The organism is Amycolatopsis sp. NPDC114478, assembly GCF_055633805.1.
Window position 1 is genome coordinate 440,689 of the sequence record NZ_JBVKDO010000002.1, and the last position, 16,083, is coordinate 456,771.

General features: G+C 72.4%; 16 protein-coding genes. 10 read left to right on the forward strand and 6 right to left on the reverse strand.

What is annotated here, in order from left to right:
- Positions 1-121: 121 nt before the first annotated feature.
- A complete protein-coding gene (locus tag ACZ7OH_RS06700; RefSeq protein WP_470279945.1) occupies positions 122-598 on the reverse strand; it encodes a MarR family transcriptional regulator in 477 nt (158 codons plus the stop codon).
- 147 nt (positions 599-745) lie between these two features.
- Between ACZ7OH_RS06700 and ACZ7OH_RS06705 the strand changes: the two genes are divergently transcribed.
- The 3 genes from ACZ7OH_RS06705 to ACZ7OH_RS06715 are packed head-to-tail and all read left to right on the forward strand — an operon-like array spanning position 746 to position 3,401.
- Positions 746-1,333, forward strand: a complete 588-nt coding sequence (locus ACZ7OH_RS06705) for an ArsR/SmtB family transcription factor (protein ID WP_470279946.1) — start codon at positions 746-748, stop codon at positions 1,331-1,333.
- Positions 1,330-2,604: an MFS transporter gene (locus ACZ7OH_RS06710; protein WP_470279947.1), complete on the forward strand. Its 1,275-nt coding sequence runs from the start codon at positions 1,330-1,332 to the stop codon at positions 2,602-2,604. Before ACZ7OH_RS06705 ends, ACZ7OH_RS06710 begins: the two co-directional genes overlap by 4 nt.
- The gene (locus ACZ7OH_RS06715) at positions 2,568-3,401 is read left to right on the forward strand and encodes a metallophosphoesterase family protein (RefSeq protein ID WP_470279948.1); all 834 of its coding nucleotides are present in this window, start codon (positions 2,568-2,570) and stop codon (positions 3,399-3,401) included. Before ACZ7OH_RS06710 ends, ACZ7OH_RS06715 begins: the two co-directional genes overlap by 37 nt.
- On the opposite strand, the gene ACZ7OH_RS06720 is transcribed toward ACZ7OH_RS06715, so the two are convergent.
- Positions 3,396-3,941: a CGNR zinc finger domain-containing protein gene (locus tag ACZ7OH_RS06720; RefSeq protein WP_470279949.1), complete on the reverse strand. Its 546-nt coding sequence runs from the start codon at positions 3,939-3,941 to the stop codon at positions 3,396-3,398. The genes ACZ7OH_RS06715 and ACZ7OH_RS06720 overlap by 6 nt on opposite strands.
- A 38-nt stretch (positions 3,942-3,979) precedes the next feature.
- Between ACZ7OH_RS06720 and ACZ7OH_RS06725 the strand changes: the two genes are divergently transcribed.
- Positions 3,980-4,915, forward strand: coding sequence for a phosphotriesterase family protein (locus tag ACZ7OH_RS06725; RefSeq protein ID WP_470279950.1), 936 nt, complete (start codon positions 3,980-3,982; stop codon positions 4,913-4,915).
- A 3-nt stretch (positions 4,916-4,918) separates the two neighbouring features.
- On the opposite strand, the gene ACZ7OH_RS06730 is transcribed toward ACZ7OH_RS06725, so the two are convergent.
- Complete coding sequence (locus ACZ7OH_RS06730; RefSeq protein WP_400907377.1) at positions 4,919-5,824, reverse strand: PAC2 family protein; 906 nt, start codon at positions 5,822-5,824, stop codon at positions 4,919-4,921.
- Between the two features lie 38 nt (positions 5,825-5,862).
- On the opposite strand from ACZ7OH_RS06730, the gene metH reads away from it, so the two are divergent.
- From metH to hisG, 6 genes are all read left to right on the forward strand, one after another.
- Positions 5,863-9,417: a methionine synthase gene (metH, locus tag ACZ7OH_RS06735; RefSeq protein WP_470279951.1), complete on the forward strand. Its 3,555-nt coding sequence runs from the start codon at positions 5,863-5,865 to the stop codon at positions 9,415-9,417.
- A 43-nt stretch (positions 9,418-9,460) separates the two neighbouring features.
- On the forward strand, positions 9,461-10,093 hold the full coding sequence (locus ACZ7OH_RS06740; protein WP_470280317.1) for an HAD family hydrolase: 633 nt from the start codon (positions 9,461-9,463) through the stop codon (positions 10,091-10,093).
- 59 nt (positions 10,094-10,152) lie between these two features.
- A complete protein-coding gene (locus tag ACZ7OH_RS06745; RefSeq protein ID WP_470279952.1) occupies positions 10,153-11,625 on the forward strand; it encodes an AlkA N-terminal domain-containing protein in 1,473 nt (490 codons plus the stop codon).
- A gap of 8 nt (positions 11,626-11,633) precedes the next feature.
- Positions 11,634-12,140, forward strand: coding sequence for a methylated-DNA--[protein]-cysteine S-methyltransferase (locus ACZ7OH_RS06750; RefSeq protein WP_470279953.1), 507 nt, complete (start codon positions 11,634-11,636; stop codon positions 12,138-12,140).
- A gap of 66 nt (positions 12,141-12,206) precedes the next feature.
- Positions 12,207-12,470, forward strand: coding sequence for a phosphoribosyl-ATP diphosphatase (locus ACZ7OH_RS06755; RefSeq protein ID WP_086681128.1), 264 nt, complete (start codon positions 12,207-12,209; stop codon positions 12,468-12,470).
- Between the two features lie 41 nt (positions 12,471-12,511).
- Positions 12,512-13,357 carry an ATP phosphoribosyltransferase gene (gene hisG / locus ACZ7OH_RS06760; RefSeq protein ID WP_470279954.1) on the forward strand — a complete coding sequence of 282 codons (846 nt, stop codon included), beginning with the start codon at positions 12,512-12,514 and terminating at the stop codon, positions 13,355-13,357.
- A gap of 27 nt (positions 13,358-13,384) precedes the next feature.
- Here hisG and ACZ7OH_RS06765 read toward each other — a convergent pair whose 3' ends face one another.
- From ACZ7OH_RS06765 to ACZ7OH_RS06775, 3 genes are all read right to left on the reverse strand, one after another.
- A complete protein-coding gene (locus ACZ7OH_RS06765; protein ID WP_400907358.1) occupies positions 13,385-14,320 on the reverse strand; it encodes a ParA family protein in 936 nt (311 codons plus the stop codon).
- A gap of 64 nt (positions 14,321-14,384) precedes the next feature.
- Positions 14,385-15,176, reverse strand: coding sequence for a thioesterase family protein (locus ACZ7OH_RS06770; protein WP_470279955.1), 792 nt, complete (start codon positions 15,174-15,176; stop codon positions 14,385-14,387).
- Positions 15,176-16,078 carry a RecB family exonuclease gene (locus ACZ7OH_RS06775; protein ID WP_400907352.1) on the reverse strand — a complete coding sequence of 301 codons (903 nt, stop codon included), beginning with the start codon at positions 16,076-16,078 and terminating at the stop codon, positions 15,176-15,178. Before ACZ7OH_RS06775 ends, ACZ7OH_RS06770 begins: the two co-directional genes overlap by 1 nt.
- Positions 16,079-16,083: the final 5 nt, after the last annotated feature.

The window sequence follows — 16,083 nt, forward strand, 5'->3', positions numbered from 1 at the left end:
CCAGTCGGGCGTCGTGGCACACGGGAGCGTCAGGCTCGACCGGGTGCCGCCTCGGAAGCGGGATGGGCGCGGTTCAGTTCCTCATAGTGGATCCAGGTTAACGCAACATCCGTAGAGTTAGTCAACTGGTTATGGCCTGGGTCACATCCGGCAGGTTCTCCGCCGCTTGTTCGGCAGCCGCGGTGCCGTCGGTGAGGAACCCGACCAACGCCGTCAGCTGACGCCGGTCCAGGCGCGCGAGCCGTTCGCCGACGAACCGGGCCATCGGCGCGTACAGCTCGGCGAGCTCGGCCATCCGGTCGGGCAGCGGCCGGACGACGAGCCGGCGGCGGTCCGCGGGGTCCGGGGCGCGCTCGGCGAGCCGGTGCTGCTCCATCCGGTCGAGCAGCCGGGTGAACGCGCCGGTCGAGATCCCGAGCAGCCGCGCGAGCTCGGTCGGGGAGTCGCTGACGCCGCCGTGGAGCAGGTGCAGGCAGTGCAGCTCGGTGGGGGTGACGGCCATCCGCTCGGCGACCGCGGCGTGGAAGAGCGCGGTCGAGCCCACGAACCGGGGGAGGGCGAGAGCGGCGGCGGTGGCGAGTTCGCGCTGGTCGGGCAACGTCCATCCAAGGTCGGGTGACGACGCAGTCACTGCCCTGCGCAGTGACTGCCCCGGGAACGATAGCGGAGTCGCTTGACAAACCCGCAGGCGGCACCCAATCTGAAAGAGCACTTTCGAAATGACTCTTTCAGATAAGGATGGCCGATGGCCGAGCTGCCGCCGCGCAAGCGGATCGAGGACGTCGAGCTGCTGCGCGCGCTGTCGCACCCGCTGCGGTCGGCGCTGCTGAACCACCTCACCGCCGTCGGCCCGCGCACCGCGAGCGAGTGCGCGGAGGCGGTCGGCTCGACCGCGTCCAACTGCAGCTGGCACCTGCGGCAGCTCGCGCAGTACGGCCTGGTCGAGCGGGCGGACGCCGAGGACGGCCGGGAGCGGCCGTGGCGGGCCCGGCAGGTCGGGCTGGAGATGGGGGAGCTGGCCGACGACCCCGCCCACCGCGCGGCCCAGCTCGGCATGGTGGGCGCGACCCTGGGCCACGAACAGGAGCTGACCCAGCGGTACCTGGACTCGCTCGACGACCTCGACCCCGCGTGGCGCGGGGCGGCCGGGCTGGTCACGTACGCGCTGCGCGTCACGCCGGAGGAGCTGACCCGGCTGACCGACGCGATCGACGCCCTGGTCCGGCCCTACGTCGGGGCCATCCGGACCGACGCGCCGACGGCCGCCCGGTCGGTGCACGTCGGCCTGCGGGCGTTCCCGCGCATCGAACACTCGGGGAAGGCGGAGGAATGAGACAGCTGCTGGGGGTGCCCGCCTTCGCCCGGCTGTGGGTGGCCGCGTTCTTCGGCGAGACGGCCGAGTGGATGCTGCAGGTGGCGTTGCCGGTGTACGTCTTCCAGCGCACCGGTTCGGCCGCGACGACCGCGCTGAGCATCGTGCTCGGCCTGCTGCCCGCGGTGCTGCTGAGCCCGGTCGCCGGCGTCGTGGCCGATCGGTGGAACCGGCGCGCGGTGCTGTTCGGCGTCTGCTGCGGGCTGGCCGTCGTCGCGTTGCCGCTGCTCGCGTCGCCGGGCGTGACCGTCGTGTACGCCGTGATGGCCGCGCAGGCGGCGCTGGCGTCGGTGTTCGAACCCGCGCGCAACGCGCTGGTGCCGGAGCTGGTCGGCGTCGAGGAGGTCACCGGCGCGAACGGCCTGATGAGCGTGAACGGCAGCGTCGCGCGGCTGGCCGGCGGCTGGGCGGGCGGCGCGCTGCTCGGGTTCGGCGGGCTCGCCGACGTCATCACCGGCTACCTCGCGGTGCTGGTGGCCGCGGCGGCGTTGCTGGCCAAGCCGTTCCGCCGGGTGAGCGCGCCCACGCCGGCGGCCTCGCCCGAACCCGTGGTGCGCGCCTGGCTGGACGGCCTGCGCGAGCTCACGCACAACCGCCGCCTGCGGCGGACCGGGCTCACGCTGGTGTTCACGTCGCTGGCCCAGGGGATGTTCCTGGTGCTGTTCGTGGTGTACGTCCTCGACGTGCTGGGCGGCAGCGAAGCCGACGCGGGCCTGCTGCGGGGCGTGCAGGCGATCGGCGGCCTGGCCGCCGGGTTCGCGCTGGCCACGGTGGCCCGGCGGGTGGCGCCGGCGGCGCTGCTCGGCTGGGGTTCGGTCGCGCTGGGCCTGCTGTCGGCGGTGATCTGGAACCTGGCCGGGCTGACGACGGCGCTGGGGGTGTACGTCGGGCTGTTCGTCCTGGTCGGCGCCCCGGGGGTGGTCGTCGGCGCGGGAGTGCTCTCGGAGATCCAGAGCGCGGTCGCGCCGGAGCGAGCCGGCCGCGTGCTGAGCACGACGTTCGCGGTGATCGCCCTGGGCACGACGGCCGGGGCCCTGCTGGCCGGGACGCTGGTCGCGACGACCGGGCCGGCGGTGCTGCTCAACGTCCAGGCCGGGATCTACGTCCTTGCCGGGATCCTCGCGCTGGCGCGGAAACCACCCGCAATCCGCAGGTTTCGCGAAGAACCCGCCACCGCGGTGGCTACGGTGGAGGGGTGCCGCACCTCTTCGCGACCAGCGACCTCCACGTGACCCATGAGGGCAACGGCCCGATCCTCGACTCGGTCGTCCCGGAGACGCCCGAAGACTGGCTGCTCGTGGCCGGGGACGTCGCCGAGCGGGCCGAAGCCACCATCGGGACCCTGAAGACCCTGAGCGAGCGGTTCGCGAAGGTCGTCTGGGTGCCGGGCAACCACGAGCTGTGGACGACGAACGGCGACCCGTGCCAGCTGCGCGGGCAGGCCCGGTACGAGCACCTCGTCGAGGAGTGCCGGAAGCTCGGGGTCCTGACGCCGGAGGACGACTACCCCGTCTGGCCCCATGCCGACCGGCCGCTCACCATCGCGCCGCTGTTCCTGCTCTACGACTACAGCTGGCGGACCCCGGAAGCCGAGGGCAAGTCCCTGGAGGAGGCCCTTACCCAGGCCCGGGCCGCCGGCGTCGTCTGCACCGACGAGTACTTCCTCCACCCGGACCCGTACCCGAGCCGCCAGGCGTGGTGCGAGGACCGGCTCAAGCTCAGCACCGAGCGCCTGGACGCGATCCCGGACGACCACGGCACGATCCTGATGTCGCACTGGCCGCTGCACCGCCACCCGACGGCGCCGCTGTACTGGCCGGAGTTCGCGCTGTGGTGCGGCACGACGAAGACCGAGGACTGGCACCTGCGCTACCGCGCGGAGATCGCGGTGTACGGCCACCTGCACATCCCGCGCACGACCGAAGCCGACGGCGTGCGCTTCGAAGAGGTTTCGCTCGGTTACCCGCGTGAGTGGCGGAAGCGGGCGCGGGGCGCGGTGCCGATGCGCCGGATCCTCTGGCCGTCATGACTCCCCGCGTCGCCGCTCCCTGAGCGCGCGCACCCGGCCCCGGCTGGCGCAGGCGGGGGACGGGCACCAGCGCCGCCGGCCGCCCGGGTCGGCGAACACGCCGCGGCAGTCCTGCTCGGGACACGCGCGCAGGTCGTGGCGCAGCGGCCCGGTGAGCCAGTCGGCCGCCTGGTGCGCGAGCCGGGCGAACGCGGCGTCCGCGGTCGGCGGGGCACTGCGGTGCAGCCGGTCGAGGGCGGCCAGGTGCACCGGCTCGGTCTTGAGGAACGCCGCCAGCGGGCTCACCTGGTCGGCTCTCGGCGCGACGCCGTCGACCGCACCCAGCGCGAGTTCGCGGAGAGCCTCGCGCAGCCGGTGCGCCGTCCGCAGGTCGGCGTCCGTGACCGGTGCGAGCGGCGTCAGCTCGACCTGCGCCAGCCAGTCGCGCAGGCGCTCGGGCGTCGGGATGCGCTCGACCGGCTGCGCCCCGAAGTGCCGGCCGCGCGTGGCCAGCAGGTTCAGCCAGGGCGCCCCCATGTCGAGGCGGAATTCTTCGGACACCTCGCCATCGTAACGGTTGGAGCGTTACACTCGGCACCGTGACTGGGGACCCGCGGGTGCGGACGGTGCTGGGCGACATCGATCCGGCCGAACTGGGCGTGACGAACGCGCACGACCACCTCTTCTTCGCCTCGAAACTGCTGCCCGGCCAGGAGCTGGACGACCCGACGGCGGCGACCGAGCTGCTCCTGGCCTTCAGGATGGCCGGCGGCTCGGCGCTCGTGCAGTGGACGCCGTACGGGCTCTGCCGCCGGACGCGCGAGCTGGCGTGGATGTCGAACGAGATCGGTGTGCACGTGGTCGCGGCCACCGGGCTGCACCGCGCCGAGCACTACGCGCCGGTGATCCTCGACCGCGTCATCGACGGCCTGGTCAAGGAGTTCGTCGCCGACCTGACCGAGGGAACGCAGCCGGCCGACCTGCCCGACGAGCCCCGCTCCGGCCCGCGCGCCGGGCTGGTCAAGGTGGCCGGCGCGTTCCACACGATCGACTCCCACGCCCGCCTGACGATGACCGCCGCCGCCATCGCCCACCAGGAGACCGGCGCGCCGATCGCCGTGCACCTGGAACTCGGCACCGCGGCCCTGGAGACGGTCGAGCTACTGTGCGACAAGCTCGACGTGTCACCGGAAAAGGTGATTCTCGGGCACCTCAACCGGAACCCGGACCCGCGGCTCCAGCGCGAGATCGCCGAAACCGGCGTGTTCCTCGGCTTCGACGGCCCGTCGCGGGCCAACCACGCCTCCGACTGGCGGCTCTTCGACGGCCTGGAAGCCCTGGTCGAGGCCGGGCACGGCGGCCGGATCCTGCTCGGCGGCGACACGACCACCGCCGCCGCGCGGTACCAGCCGGGCGCGCCCTACCTGCTCAGGACGCTGGCGCCGCGGCTGGCGAAACGGCTGGGCGGCGACGTCGTCACCGCCATGCTGGTGGCGAACCCCGCCCGGGCGTTCGCCACCAGCTGGCTGAAGTAGCTCTCAGCGCAGGCCGAAGCCTTCCTGCCCGCCGCCCCGGCCGCGGCGGCGCAGGTACCGCTCGAACTCGGCGGCGATCTTGTCGCCGCTGACGTCCTGCTCGGCGACCTCGCTCTGGGCGTCCCCGCGCTCCTCGAGGCTGCGGACGTACTCGCTGATCTCCTCGTCCTCGTCGGCCATCTCGCTGACCGTGCGCTGCCACTCCTCGGACTGCTCCGGCAGCGCGCCCAGCGGGATCTCGACGTCGAGGATGTCCTCCAGCTTGTGCAGCAGCGCCAGCGTCGCCTTCGGGGACGGCGGGTGCGACACGTAGTGCGGCACCGCGGCCCAGATCGACACGGCCGGGATGCCCGCCTGCACGCAGTAGTCCTGCAGGATGCCGACGATGCCGGTCGGGCCCTGGTAGTTGTTCAGGTCGAGCCCGTAGAGCGACGCGGTGTCCTTGTCGTAGGCCGTGCCGGTGACCGGGACGGGCCGCGTGTGCGCGGTGTCGGCGAGCAGCGCGCCCAGCGTCACCACGGTCGCGACGTCGAGCTGCTGGATGTGCTCCAGCAGCTCGGCGCAGAAGGCGCGCCAGCGCATGTTCGGCTCGGGGCCCTGCACCAGGACCACGTCGCGGTCGAACCCGTCGGGGCGGCACACCGACAGCGTCGTCGTCGGCCAGTCCACCCGTCGAGTGACGCCGTCCACCATCCGGACGGTCGGGCGGCTGACCTGGAAGTCGTAGTAGTCGTCGGGCTCCAGTTCGGCCAGGGGCGTGGCGTCCCAGTTCAGCTGCAGGTGCTCGACCGCCCGGCTGGCCGCGTCACCCGCGTCGTTCCAGCCTTCGAAGGCGACGACCATCAGCGGCCGGGTGGGTTCGGTGCGGTCGCCGGGCGGCCGCGGGGTCTCGTCGACGGGCTCACTCACCGGACCAGCCTACGACCACCGGCCTTACGCTGTTCAGCATGTCCGATCGCATGTCGTCACCGTTGCTCGACGCCCTGCGCTCCCGCGTCCTGGTGGCCGACGGGGCGATGGGCACCGCGCTGCAGGCCCACGACCTGAGCCTGGACGATTTCGCCGGCCTCGAAGGCTGCAACGAGGTCCTCAACGTCACCCGGCCGGACGTGGTCCGCTCGGTGCACCGGGGCTACCTGGAGGCGGGCGCGGACGCCGTCGAAACGAACACTTTCGGGGCCAATTTCGCCAACTTCGCCGAGTACGACATCACCGAGCGGATCTTCGAGCTCGCCGAAGCCGGCGCGCGGCTCGCCCGCGAGACCGCCGACGAGTTCGCGACGCCGGACCGCCCGCGGTTCGTGCTCGGGTCGGCCGGGCCGGGCACCAAGCTGCCGACGCTCGGCCACGCGCCGTTCACCACGCTGCGTGACGCTTACCGCGAAGAGGTCCGCGGCCTGCTGGCCGGCGGCGTCGACGCGGTGATCGTCGAGACCACGCAGGACATCCTCCAGACGAAGGCGACGATCATCGGCGCGAAGCGGGCGATGGCCGCCGAGGGCCGCCAGGTGCCGATCCTCGCTTCGATCACCGTCGAAACGACCGGCACGATGCTGCTCGGCACCGAGGTCGGCGCCGCGCTGGCCGCCCTGGAGCCGCTCGGCGTCGACGTCATCGGGCTGAACTGCGCCACCGGCCCCGCCGAGATGAGCGAGCACCTGCGGCAGCTGGCCAAGCACGCCCGGGTGCCGCTGTCGGTGATGCCGAACGCCGGCCTGCCGGAGCTGGGCCCGAACGGCGCGGTCTACCCGCTCGGCCCGGAAGCCCTGGTCGAGGCGCTGACCGGGTTCGTGCGCGAGTTCGGCGTCGGCCTGGTCGGCGGCTGCTGCGGCACCACCGACGAGCACATCCGGCAGCTCGCCGCCGCCGTGGCGGACACCGCGCCGGTGGCCCGGCGGCCGCGGCCCGAGCCCGGCGTGTCGTCGCTGTACCAGGCGGTGCCGTTCAAGCAGGACGCCAGCGTGCTGATGATCGGCGAGCGGACCAACGCCAACGGCTCGAAGGCGTTCCGCACCGCGATGCTCGAGGGCCGCTGGGACGACTGCGTCGAGATCGCCCGCGAGCAGACCCGCGACGGCGCCCACCTGCTGGATCTGTGCGTCGACTACGTCGGCCGCGACGGCACCGCCGACATGGCCGAGCTGGCCGGGCGCCTGGCCACCGCGTCCACCCTGCCGATCATGCTCGACTCCACCGAGGTCGCCGTCCTGAAAGCCGGGTTGCAACGCCTCGGCGGGCGCTGCGCGGTCAACTCCGTCAACTACGAGGACGGCGACGGCCCCGAGTCCCGGTTCACCCAGGTCATGGAACTGGTCAGCGAGTACGGCGCCGCGGTCGTCGCGCTGACCATCGACGAAGAGGGCCAGGCGCGAACGGCCGCAAAGAAGGCCGACATCGCGACCCGGCTCATCGAGGACATCACCGGGAACTGGGGCCTGCGCACCTCCGACGTCATCATCGACGCCCTGACCTTCACCATCGCCACCGGCCAGGAGGAGTCGCGCCGCGACGGCATCGAGACGATCGAGGCGATCCGCGAGATCAAGCGCCGCCACCCCGAGGTCCAGACCACGCTCGGCCTGTCCAACATCTCCTTCGGCCTCAACCCGGCCGCGCGGCAGGTGCTGAACTCCGTGTTCCTGCACGAGTGCGTCCAGGCCGGACTGGACACCGCCATCGTGCACGCGTCGAAGATCCTGCCGATGGCGCGCATCCCGGACGACCAGCGCGCGATCGCGCTGGACCTCGTCTACGACCGCCGTCGCGAAGGCTACGACCCGCTGCAGGAGCTGATGGCCGTGTTCGAGGGCGTCAGCGCGGCGTCGTCGAAGGCTTCGCGGGCTGAAGAGCTGGCCGCGCTGCCGCTGTTCGAACGCCTCGAACGCCGGATCGTCGACGGCGAACGGGGCGGCCTCACCGACGACCTCGACGCGGCCTTGGAGCAGCGGCCCGCCCTGCAGATCATCAACGACACGCTGCTGTCCGGCATGAAGACCGTCGGCGAACTGTTCGGGTCCGGGCAGATGCAGCTGCCGTTCGTCCTGCAGTCCGCCGAGGTGATGAAGGCCGCCGTCGCCCACCTCGAACCGCACATGGAGAAGGGCGACGACGCCGGCAAGGGCCGGATCGTGCTGGCCACCGTCCGCGGCGACGTGCACGACATCGGCAAGAACCTCGTCGACATCATCCTGTCCAACAACGGCTACGAGGTCGTCAACCTCGGCATCAAGCAGCCGATCACGACCATCCTCGACGCGGCCGACGAGCACGGCGCCGACGCGATCGGGATGTCCGGGCTGCTGGTCAAGTCGACGGTGATCATGAAGGAGAACCTCCAGGAGATGAACTCCCGGGGCGTCGCCGCGCGCTGGCCGGTGCTGCTCGGCGGCGCGGCGCTGACCCGGTCCTACGTGGAGAACGACCTCACCGAGCTGTACTTCGGCGACGTCCGCTACGCCCGCGACGCGTTCGAGGGCCTGCGGCTGATGGACGCGATCATGGCCGCCAAGCGCGGGGAGTCGCCGCTGGTCGACGCCGACGCGGAGCAGAAGCGCCTGGAGCGCAAGGAACGCCGCGAACGGTCGCTGCGGATCGCCGAGGCGCGGAAAGCCCGCAAAGCCGAGGAAGAAGCTCACGAAGGGCCGCCGCCCGCGCGCTCGGACGTCGCCACCGACGTCCCGCTGCCGTCCCCGCCGTTCTGGGGTTCACGTGTGGTCAAAGGCGTCCCGCTCGCCGACTACGCCGCGATGCTGGACGAGCGCGCGACCTTCATGGGGCAGTGGGGTCTCAAGGGTGCCCGCGGCGGCGCCGGGCCGACGTACGACGAGCTCGTCGAGTCCGAAGGCCGGCCGCGGCTGCGGTACTGGCTCGACCGGCTGACCGCCGACGGCGTCCTCGCCCACGCGGCCGTCGTCTACGGCTATTTCCCGTGCGTGGCCGAGGGCGACGACCTCGTCGTGCTCAGCGAGCCGGCGCCCGACGCGCCGGAGCGGCTGCGCTTCACCTTCCCGCGCCAGCGCCGCGACCGGCGGCTCTGCCTGGCCGACTTCTACCGCCCGCGTGAGTCGGGCGAAGTCGACGTCGTGCCGTTCACCGTCGTGACCATGGGGCAGCCCATCGCCGACTACGCGAACGAGCTGTTCGCCGCCGACGCCTACCGCGACTACCTGGAGGTCCACGGCCTCGGCGTCCAGCTCACCGAAGCGCTTGCCGAGTACTGGCACTGCCGCATCCGGGGAGAGCTGACCTTCCCGGGCGGTGTGGCGGTCGCCTCAGAGGACCCCGACGACGTCGAGGACTTCTTCAAGCTCGGCTACCGTGGAGCGAGGTTCTCCCTGGGCTATGGCGCCTGTCCCGACCTCGAAGACCGGGCGAAGATCGTCGCCCTCCTCGAACCGGGCCGGATCGGCGTGAAGCTGTCGGAGGAGTACCAGCTGCACCCCGAGCAGTCGACCGACGCGATCGTCTGCCACCACCCGGAAGCCAAGTACTTCAGCACCTGAGGGAGACTCCACTGTGGACGGAATCGATGCCGTGTTGTGGGACATGGACGGCACGCTGGTCGATTCCGAGAAGCTGTGGGACATCGCCCTCTACGAGACCGCGGAATGGCTCGGCGGCAAGCTTTCCGAAGAGCAGCGGATGACGCTCGTCGGGTCCAACATGGACGACACCTCGGCGTACCTCCTCGAAGTGGTCGGCCTTCCGGTGACGCCCGAGGCGATCGCCTCGACCGGCGCGGAGATCCGCCGCCGCACGGCCGGGCTGTTCGACGACGAGCTGCCGTGGCGCCCGGGTGCCCGCGAGGCGCTGACCGCGGTGCGCGAAGCCGGTTTGCGCTCGGCCCTGGTCACCTCGACCGAGCGTGACCTGACCGAGCTGGCGCTGAACACGATCGGCCGGGACTTCTTCGACGCCACGGTCTGCGGGGACGAGGTCGAGGGCTTCAACAAGCCGCACCCGCGGCCGTACCTCAAGGGCGCGGAGCTGCTCGGCGTCGACCCGGCGCGGTGCGTCGCGGTCGAAGACTCGCCGCCGGGCACGGCGTCGGCGGTCGCGGCGGGCTGCACGGTCCTGGTCATCCCGAACGACGTCCCGGTCGAGCCGGGGGAGCGGCGCGTGTTCCGCGACTCCCTCGTCGGCATCGACGTGCCGGCGCTGGCGGCCCTGCTGGGCTGAGCACGCCCATGTCGCATTTCCGCTAGCCCTCGCCCGCGCGCTCGGCGATGCTGGGTCGCGTGCACGAAGATTTCGAGCGGTGCGTGCGGGCCGTGCAGGCGAAGGACGCCCGGTTCGACGGGTGGTTCTACACCGCCGTCCTGACGACGAAGATCTACTGCCGGCCCAGCTGCCCGGTGGTCCCGCCGAAGCCGCGGAACATGAGCTTCTACCCGAGCGCGGCGGCCGCGCAGCAGGCCGGCTTCCGCGCCTGCAAGCGCTGCCGCCCGGACGCGAGCCCGGGGTCGCCGCTGTGGAACGAGCGCGCCGACCTGGTCGCGCGCGCCATGCGGCTGATCGCCGACGGCGTCGTCGACACCGACGGCGTCCAGGGCCTCGCCGACCGGCTCGGCTACAGCGTCCGGCAGGTCCAGCGCCAGGTGTTCGCCGAGGTCGGCGCCGGCCCGCTGGCGCTGGCCCGGGCCCAGCGCGCGCAGACCGCGCGGACGCTGATCGAGACCACCACCCTGCCGATGGCCGAGCTGGCCCTGGCCGCCGGGTTCGGCAGCATCCGGGCGTTCAACGACACCGTCCGCGAGGTGTTCGCCCTCTCGCCGACCGAACTGCGGCAGCGGGCGAAGGGCAAACCGTCGGCGACGGCGGGCGCGATCCCGCTGCGGCTGCCTTACCGGAAGCCGCTCTGCCCCGACAACCTGTTCGGCCACCTCGTCGCCACCGGCGTGCCAGGCGTCGAGGAGTGGCGGGACGGCGCATACCGGCGGACCCTGCGGCTGCCGCACGGCCACGGCGTTGTCGCGCTGCGCCCCGGGGACTCCGCTGCTGGGTACATCGCCTGCCGGCTCACCTTGACCGACCTGCGCGACCTGCCCACAGCGACCAGCCGCTGCCGCCGCCTGCTGGACCTCGACGCGGACCCGGTCGCCGTCGACGACCAGCTCGCCACCGACCCGCTGCTCGCGCCGCTGGTCGAAGCCGCGCCGGGCCGCCGCGTGCCGCGCACGGTCGACGGCGCCGAGTTCGCCGTGCGGGCCGTGCTCGGGCAGCAGGTCTCGACGGCGGCGGCCCGCACCCACGCGGCCCGGCTCGTCGTGGCCCACGGCGAGCCGATCGACGACCCCGAGGGCGGCCTGACCCACCTGTTCCCGTCGCCGGACGCGCTCGCGTCCCTGGACCCGGAGACCCTGGCGATGCCGCGGTCCCGCCGTCGCACGCTGCTCGCGCTGGTCGAGGCGCTGACGGACGGCCTCGACCTCGGCGCGGGCAGCGACTGGGGCGCCACCCGGGCGGCGCTGAGCGCGTTGCCCGGCTTCGGGCCGTGGACGGTCGAGAGCATCGCCATGCGCGCCCTCGGCGACCCCGACGCGTTCCTGCCCACCGACCTCGGCATCAAGTACGCCGCGGAGACCCTCGGCCTCGGCGGCCAGGCCGCCGTCGTCGCCCGGTCGGAGGCCTGGCGCCCGTGGCGCGCCTACGCCACCCAGCACCTGTGGGCCACCGGTGACCATGCGATCAACCGGATGCCCGCCGCCTAGGAGATCCCATGCGTTCCCACAAGGTCATCGACAGTCCCTGCGGCCCGCTGACCCTCGTCGCCGAGGGCGACGCGCTCTGCGGGCTGTACATGCACGAACAGCGCCACCGGCCCGCCGAAGCGACGTTCGGCTCGCCCGGCTCGGTCGAGGTCTTCGCCCGCACCGAGACCCAGCTGACGGAGTACTTCGCCGGGCGACGCCGGGAGTTCGACGTCCCGCTGGCCTTCCGCGGCACGCCCTTCCAGCGGTCGGTGTGGGCGGCGCTGCTCGACATCCCGTACGGCGAAACCGCGTCCTACGGCGAGCTCGCGCAGCTGCTCGGCAAGCCGGCGGCCGCGCGGGCCGTGGGCTTGGCCAACGGGAAGAACCCGATTTCGATCATCGTGCCGTGTCACCGGGTCATCGGTTCGACGGGTTCGCTGACCGGGTACGGCGGCGGCCTCGTGCGGAAGCAGTACCTCCTCGACTTCGAACGCCGTCCCAGTCCTCGGGAGGCAATGTCCACTTCGGTGTGAGATCGGCGGCATCCGCGGCGGGGCGGGGCGGCGCCGCCGGGGCCGGGGTGGAAGGATCTGCAGACCGTGAAGACCTTCGATGAGCTGTTCGCGGAGCTTGCCGAGCGCGCGCGTACCCGTCCCGACGGGTCCGGCACCGTCGTCGCCCTCGACGCCGGAGTGCACGCCCAGGGCAAGAAGGTGCTCGAGGAAGCCGGCGAGGTGTGGATCGCGGCCGAGCACGAGTCCGACGACCGCCTCGCCGAGGAGATCTCCCAGCTGCTGTACCGGGTGCAGGTGCTGATGCTCGGCCGCGGCCTGTCGACCGAGGACGTCTACCGCTACCTGTGACGGGTCGCCCGAAGAACCCGAAGAACGAGGAGAAGAGCGAAATGCTGCGTGTTGCCGTGCCGAACAAGGGAGCCCTCGCCGCCGCGGCGACGGAGATGCTCGGCGAGGCGGGCTACCGGAAGCGGCATGAGCAGCGCGACCTGACCGTGCTCGACCACGTCAACGAGGTCGAGTTCTTCTTCCTGCGCCCCAAGGACATCGCGATCTACGTCGGCTCCGGCGACCTCGACCTCGGCATCACCGGCCGGGACCTGGCGCTCGACTCCGGCGCACCGGTGGAGGAGGTCCAGGCGCTCGGCTTCGGCGGCTCGACGTTCCGCTACGCCGCCCCGGCCGGCCGCGACTGGAAGCCGGCCGACCTGCACGGCAAGCGCCTCGCGACGTCGTACCCGCGGTTGGTCCGCGACGACCTCGCCCGCCACGGCGTCGAGGCCGAAGTGATCCGCCTCGACGGCGCGGTCGAGATCTCGATCCAGCTGGGCGTGGCGGACGCGATCGCGGACGTCGTCGAGTCCGGACGGTCGCTGCGGCAGAACAACCTGGTCGCGTTCGGCGACCCGATCTGCGTGTCGGAAGCGGTGCTGCTGCAGCGTCGCGGAACTCCGGAAAACAAGGCGAAGTCGCAGCTGGCGGCGCGCCTGCGCGGGGTCGTGTTCGCGCAGCAGTACATGATGCTGGACTACGACTGCCCGCGGACGCTGCTCGAGCGCGCGATCGCCATCACGCCGGGTCTCGAGTCGCCGACGGTGGCACCGCTCGCGGACGACGACTGGGTGGCCGTGCGCGCGATGGTGCCGCGCAAGAAGGTCAACCTCATCATGGACGAGCTCGCCGAGGTGGGCGCGAAGGCGATCCTGGCGTCGGACATCCGCTCCTGCCGCCTCTGACCCGGCGCCCGGCCGGCCGCGCGAACCTCAGCGCGGCCGGTTGGGCTTCTTCGGCAGCAGGTCGTAGAGGCCCTTGCGCACGCCGTTGTCGTTGACGTTGCGGGCGACCGCGACCTCCGAGATGAAGTCCTCGAAGACGAACTCCTCGTCGGCCGGGACCACCGCGGGGGCCTGGTTCTGCTCCAGGTAGCTGTCCAGCGTGCCCGCGATCTCGCGGAATGACAGCGCTTGCAGCGTCTCCGGTGCGTACGTCGTCACCGGGACGCCGTGCGCCGCCGCCTCGTTCATCACCACGCCCAGCGGCAGGTGCGAGAGCATCGGGATGCCGAACTCGTACATCTCCTGCAGCGCCGCCGCCGCGTAGTGCGAGATCGGGCGCCGGTAGAGGCTCGGCACCAGGCCGAACCACGACAGCGGCTGCCGCCCGACGGTCTGCTCGACGTACCGGACCTGGTCGGCCAGCAGCCGCAGAGCGCGGATGCTCGTCTTGTCCGGCTGGACCGGGACCAGGATTCCGTGCGACGCCGCCAGCGCGTTGTTGGTCAGCACGTCCAGCGCGGGCGGGCAGTCGATGACGCAGTGGTCGTAGTTGGCGAACTGGATGACCCGGGCCAGCTGCCAGCCGGGCACGCGGAACGAGTCGAGCCGCCGGATCAGGTCGAACATCCCCGGTGACGTCGGCACGACGTCCAGCGCGCCGCCCTTGCCGAGGTTGCTGCGCGGGTGGGGGACGACGAGCTCCTCGATCGGGCCCTTCCACGTCTTGGCCAGCGCTTTCGCCAAGGTCGGCGCGTCCCCGCGGACCTCGGACAGGCCGAGCATCTCGGTCGTCGCGTGGCCCTGCGGGTCGAGGTCGACCAGCAGCACCCGCCGGCCCCGCTCGGCCAGCGCGGCCGCGGTGCCGACGCTCAGTGAGGTCTTGCCGACCCCGCCTTTCTGGTTGACCACCGAGGTGATCTGCATGCCGGAGCGCTCCTCAAGTCGGTCGTTCCGCGAAGGTTATTGGATGCGGGGCCGTTGTGGGTGGCTATCCGCCCCCGGCCTGTCGCGGTCGCACCATGAGCGCCTGCGCGCCGGTGGCCACCGGGCCGCTCGAGTCGTGCAGGATGCTGGTCGCGGTGCCGATCCCGTGCTTGCCGACCAGCGTGACCGCGTCGAGGCCGATCCACTCGCCTGCCGGCACCCGCCGCAGGTGGACGGTCAGCTCGGAGTTGATGAACCACCACTTGCGCGGGTCGAGGAAGTTCGACACACCGTTGCCGGAGTCGGCGACGGTGAACAGCCGCTGCAGCCCGCTCGGCTCCTCGCCGTCGACCAGCGGGACGCGCTGGCGGGCCCAGACGGCCGCCGGGCCGGGCACGTCCATGCCGCCGCGCACCGCCCGCCACTCCACCGCGTCGAGGTAGCCGGCCTGCCAGCCCTCCGGCCACGGCGATTCGGTCACGGTGTCCGGTGCCGGCAGCAGCGGCCCGGCGTCGGTGGCGGCCTCGGCCGTGTCGGCCGTCGCGATGCGCCAGGCCGAAGCCCGCGCCACGACGCGGTCCGCGCTCGCCAGCTCGGCCTGCAGCAGCTCGACCGACCGGCCCGGCCGCTCGATCCGGGCCCGCACCATGAGCTCGGCGACCGGCGCGGGGCCGAGGATCTCGACGGTCACCCGCGCCAGCTCGGCCGGGTGCGCGGGTTCGACGTTTTCGAGCGCACGCACCAGCAACGCCGACGGCGGCCCGAAGTGCTGCGAGTCGGAGGACCACGGGCCGGCCGTGTGTCCGGTCGCGGCATAGCGGCCCTCGCCGAGGGGGACGTAGAACGCGTCGGCCATCAGTCGGCCCGGTCCAGCGGCGTCTCGTCGCCCGCGTCGGGCTCCGGCCAGCCGGGGTAGTCGGGCGGCGTGCCGCCGTACTCCGGGCAGTGCGCCTGGTGGTCGCACCAGTTGCACAGCTTGCTCTTGTTGGCGCGGAAGTCGCCGGTCTTGCCCGCCTTGAGGATGGCCTGCCAGATGGCTTCGAGGGTGCGTTCGAAGCGCACCAGCTCGGCCTCGTCCGGCGTGTAGGCGAGGGACTGGCCGTCGGTGAGGTACATGAGCTTGAGCTGGCGCGGCACGACGCCGCGCAGCCGCCACAGCACGACGGCGTAGAACTTCATCTGGAACATCGCCTTCGCCTCGCCGATTTCGCGGGGCGCGGCGCCGGTCTTGTAGTCGACGACCCGGATTTCGCCGGTCGGCGCGACGTCGACGCGGTCGATGTAGCCGCGCAGCAGGACGCCGGAGCCGAGCTCGATCTCGACGTGCAGCTCGCACGCCTCGGGTTCGAGCCGCCGCGGGTCCTCCAGGTCGAAGTAGGCGTCCAGCAGCTTTTCCGCCGACCGCAGCCAGTCCGCGTGGTCGTCGGGCTTCTCGCCGTCGAACAGCTCGGTCCACTCCGGACGGTCCGCCGAGAGGTCCGTCCACGCCGGGCCGAGCAGCTCCCGCGCCTTCGGCGGGACGCGCTCGGCGGCCGGCAGCGCGAACAGCCGCTCCAGCACCGAGTGGACGAGCGTGCCGCGCAGCTGGGCCTTGGTCGGGACCTCCGGCAGCCGGTCGACCGCGCGGAACCGGTAGAGCAGCGGGCACTGCTTGAAGTCGCTGGCCCGGGACGGCGACAGCGCGGGCCGCCGCCGCACCTCGGTGGCGACGGCGGTGGCTGCTGGGGGATCCGTGGTGACGGTGTCGGCGTCGGGCATGGGCA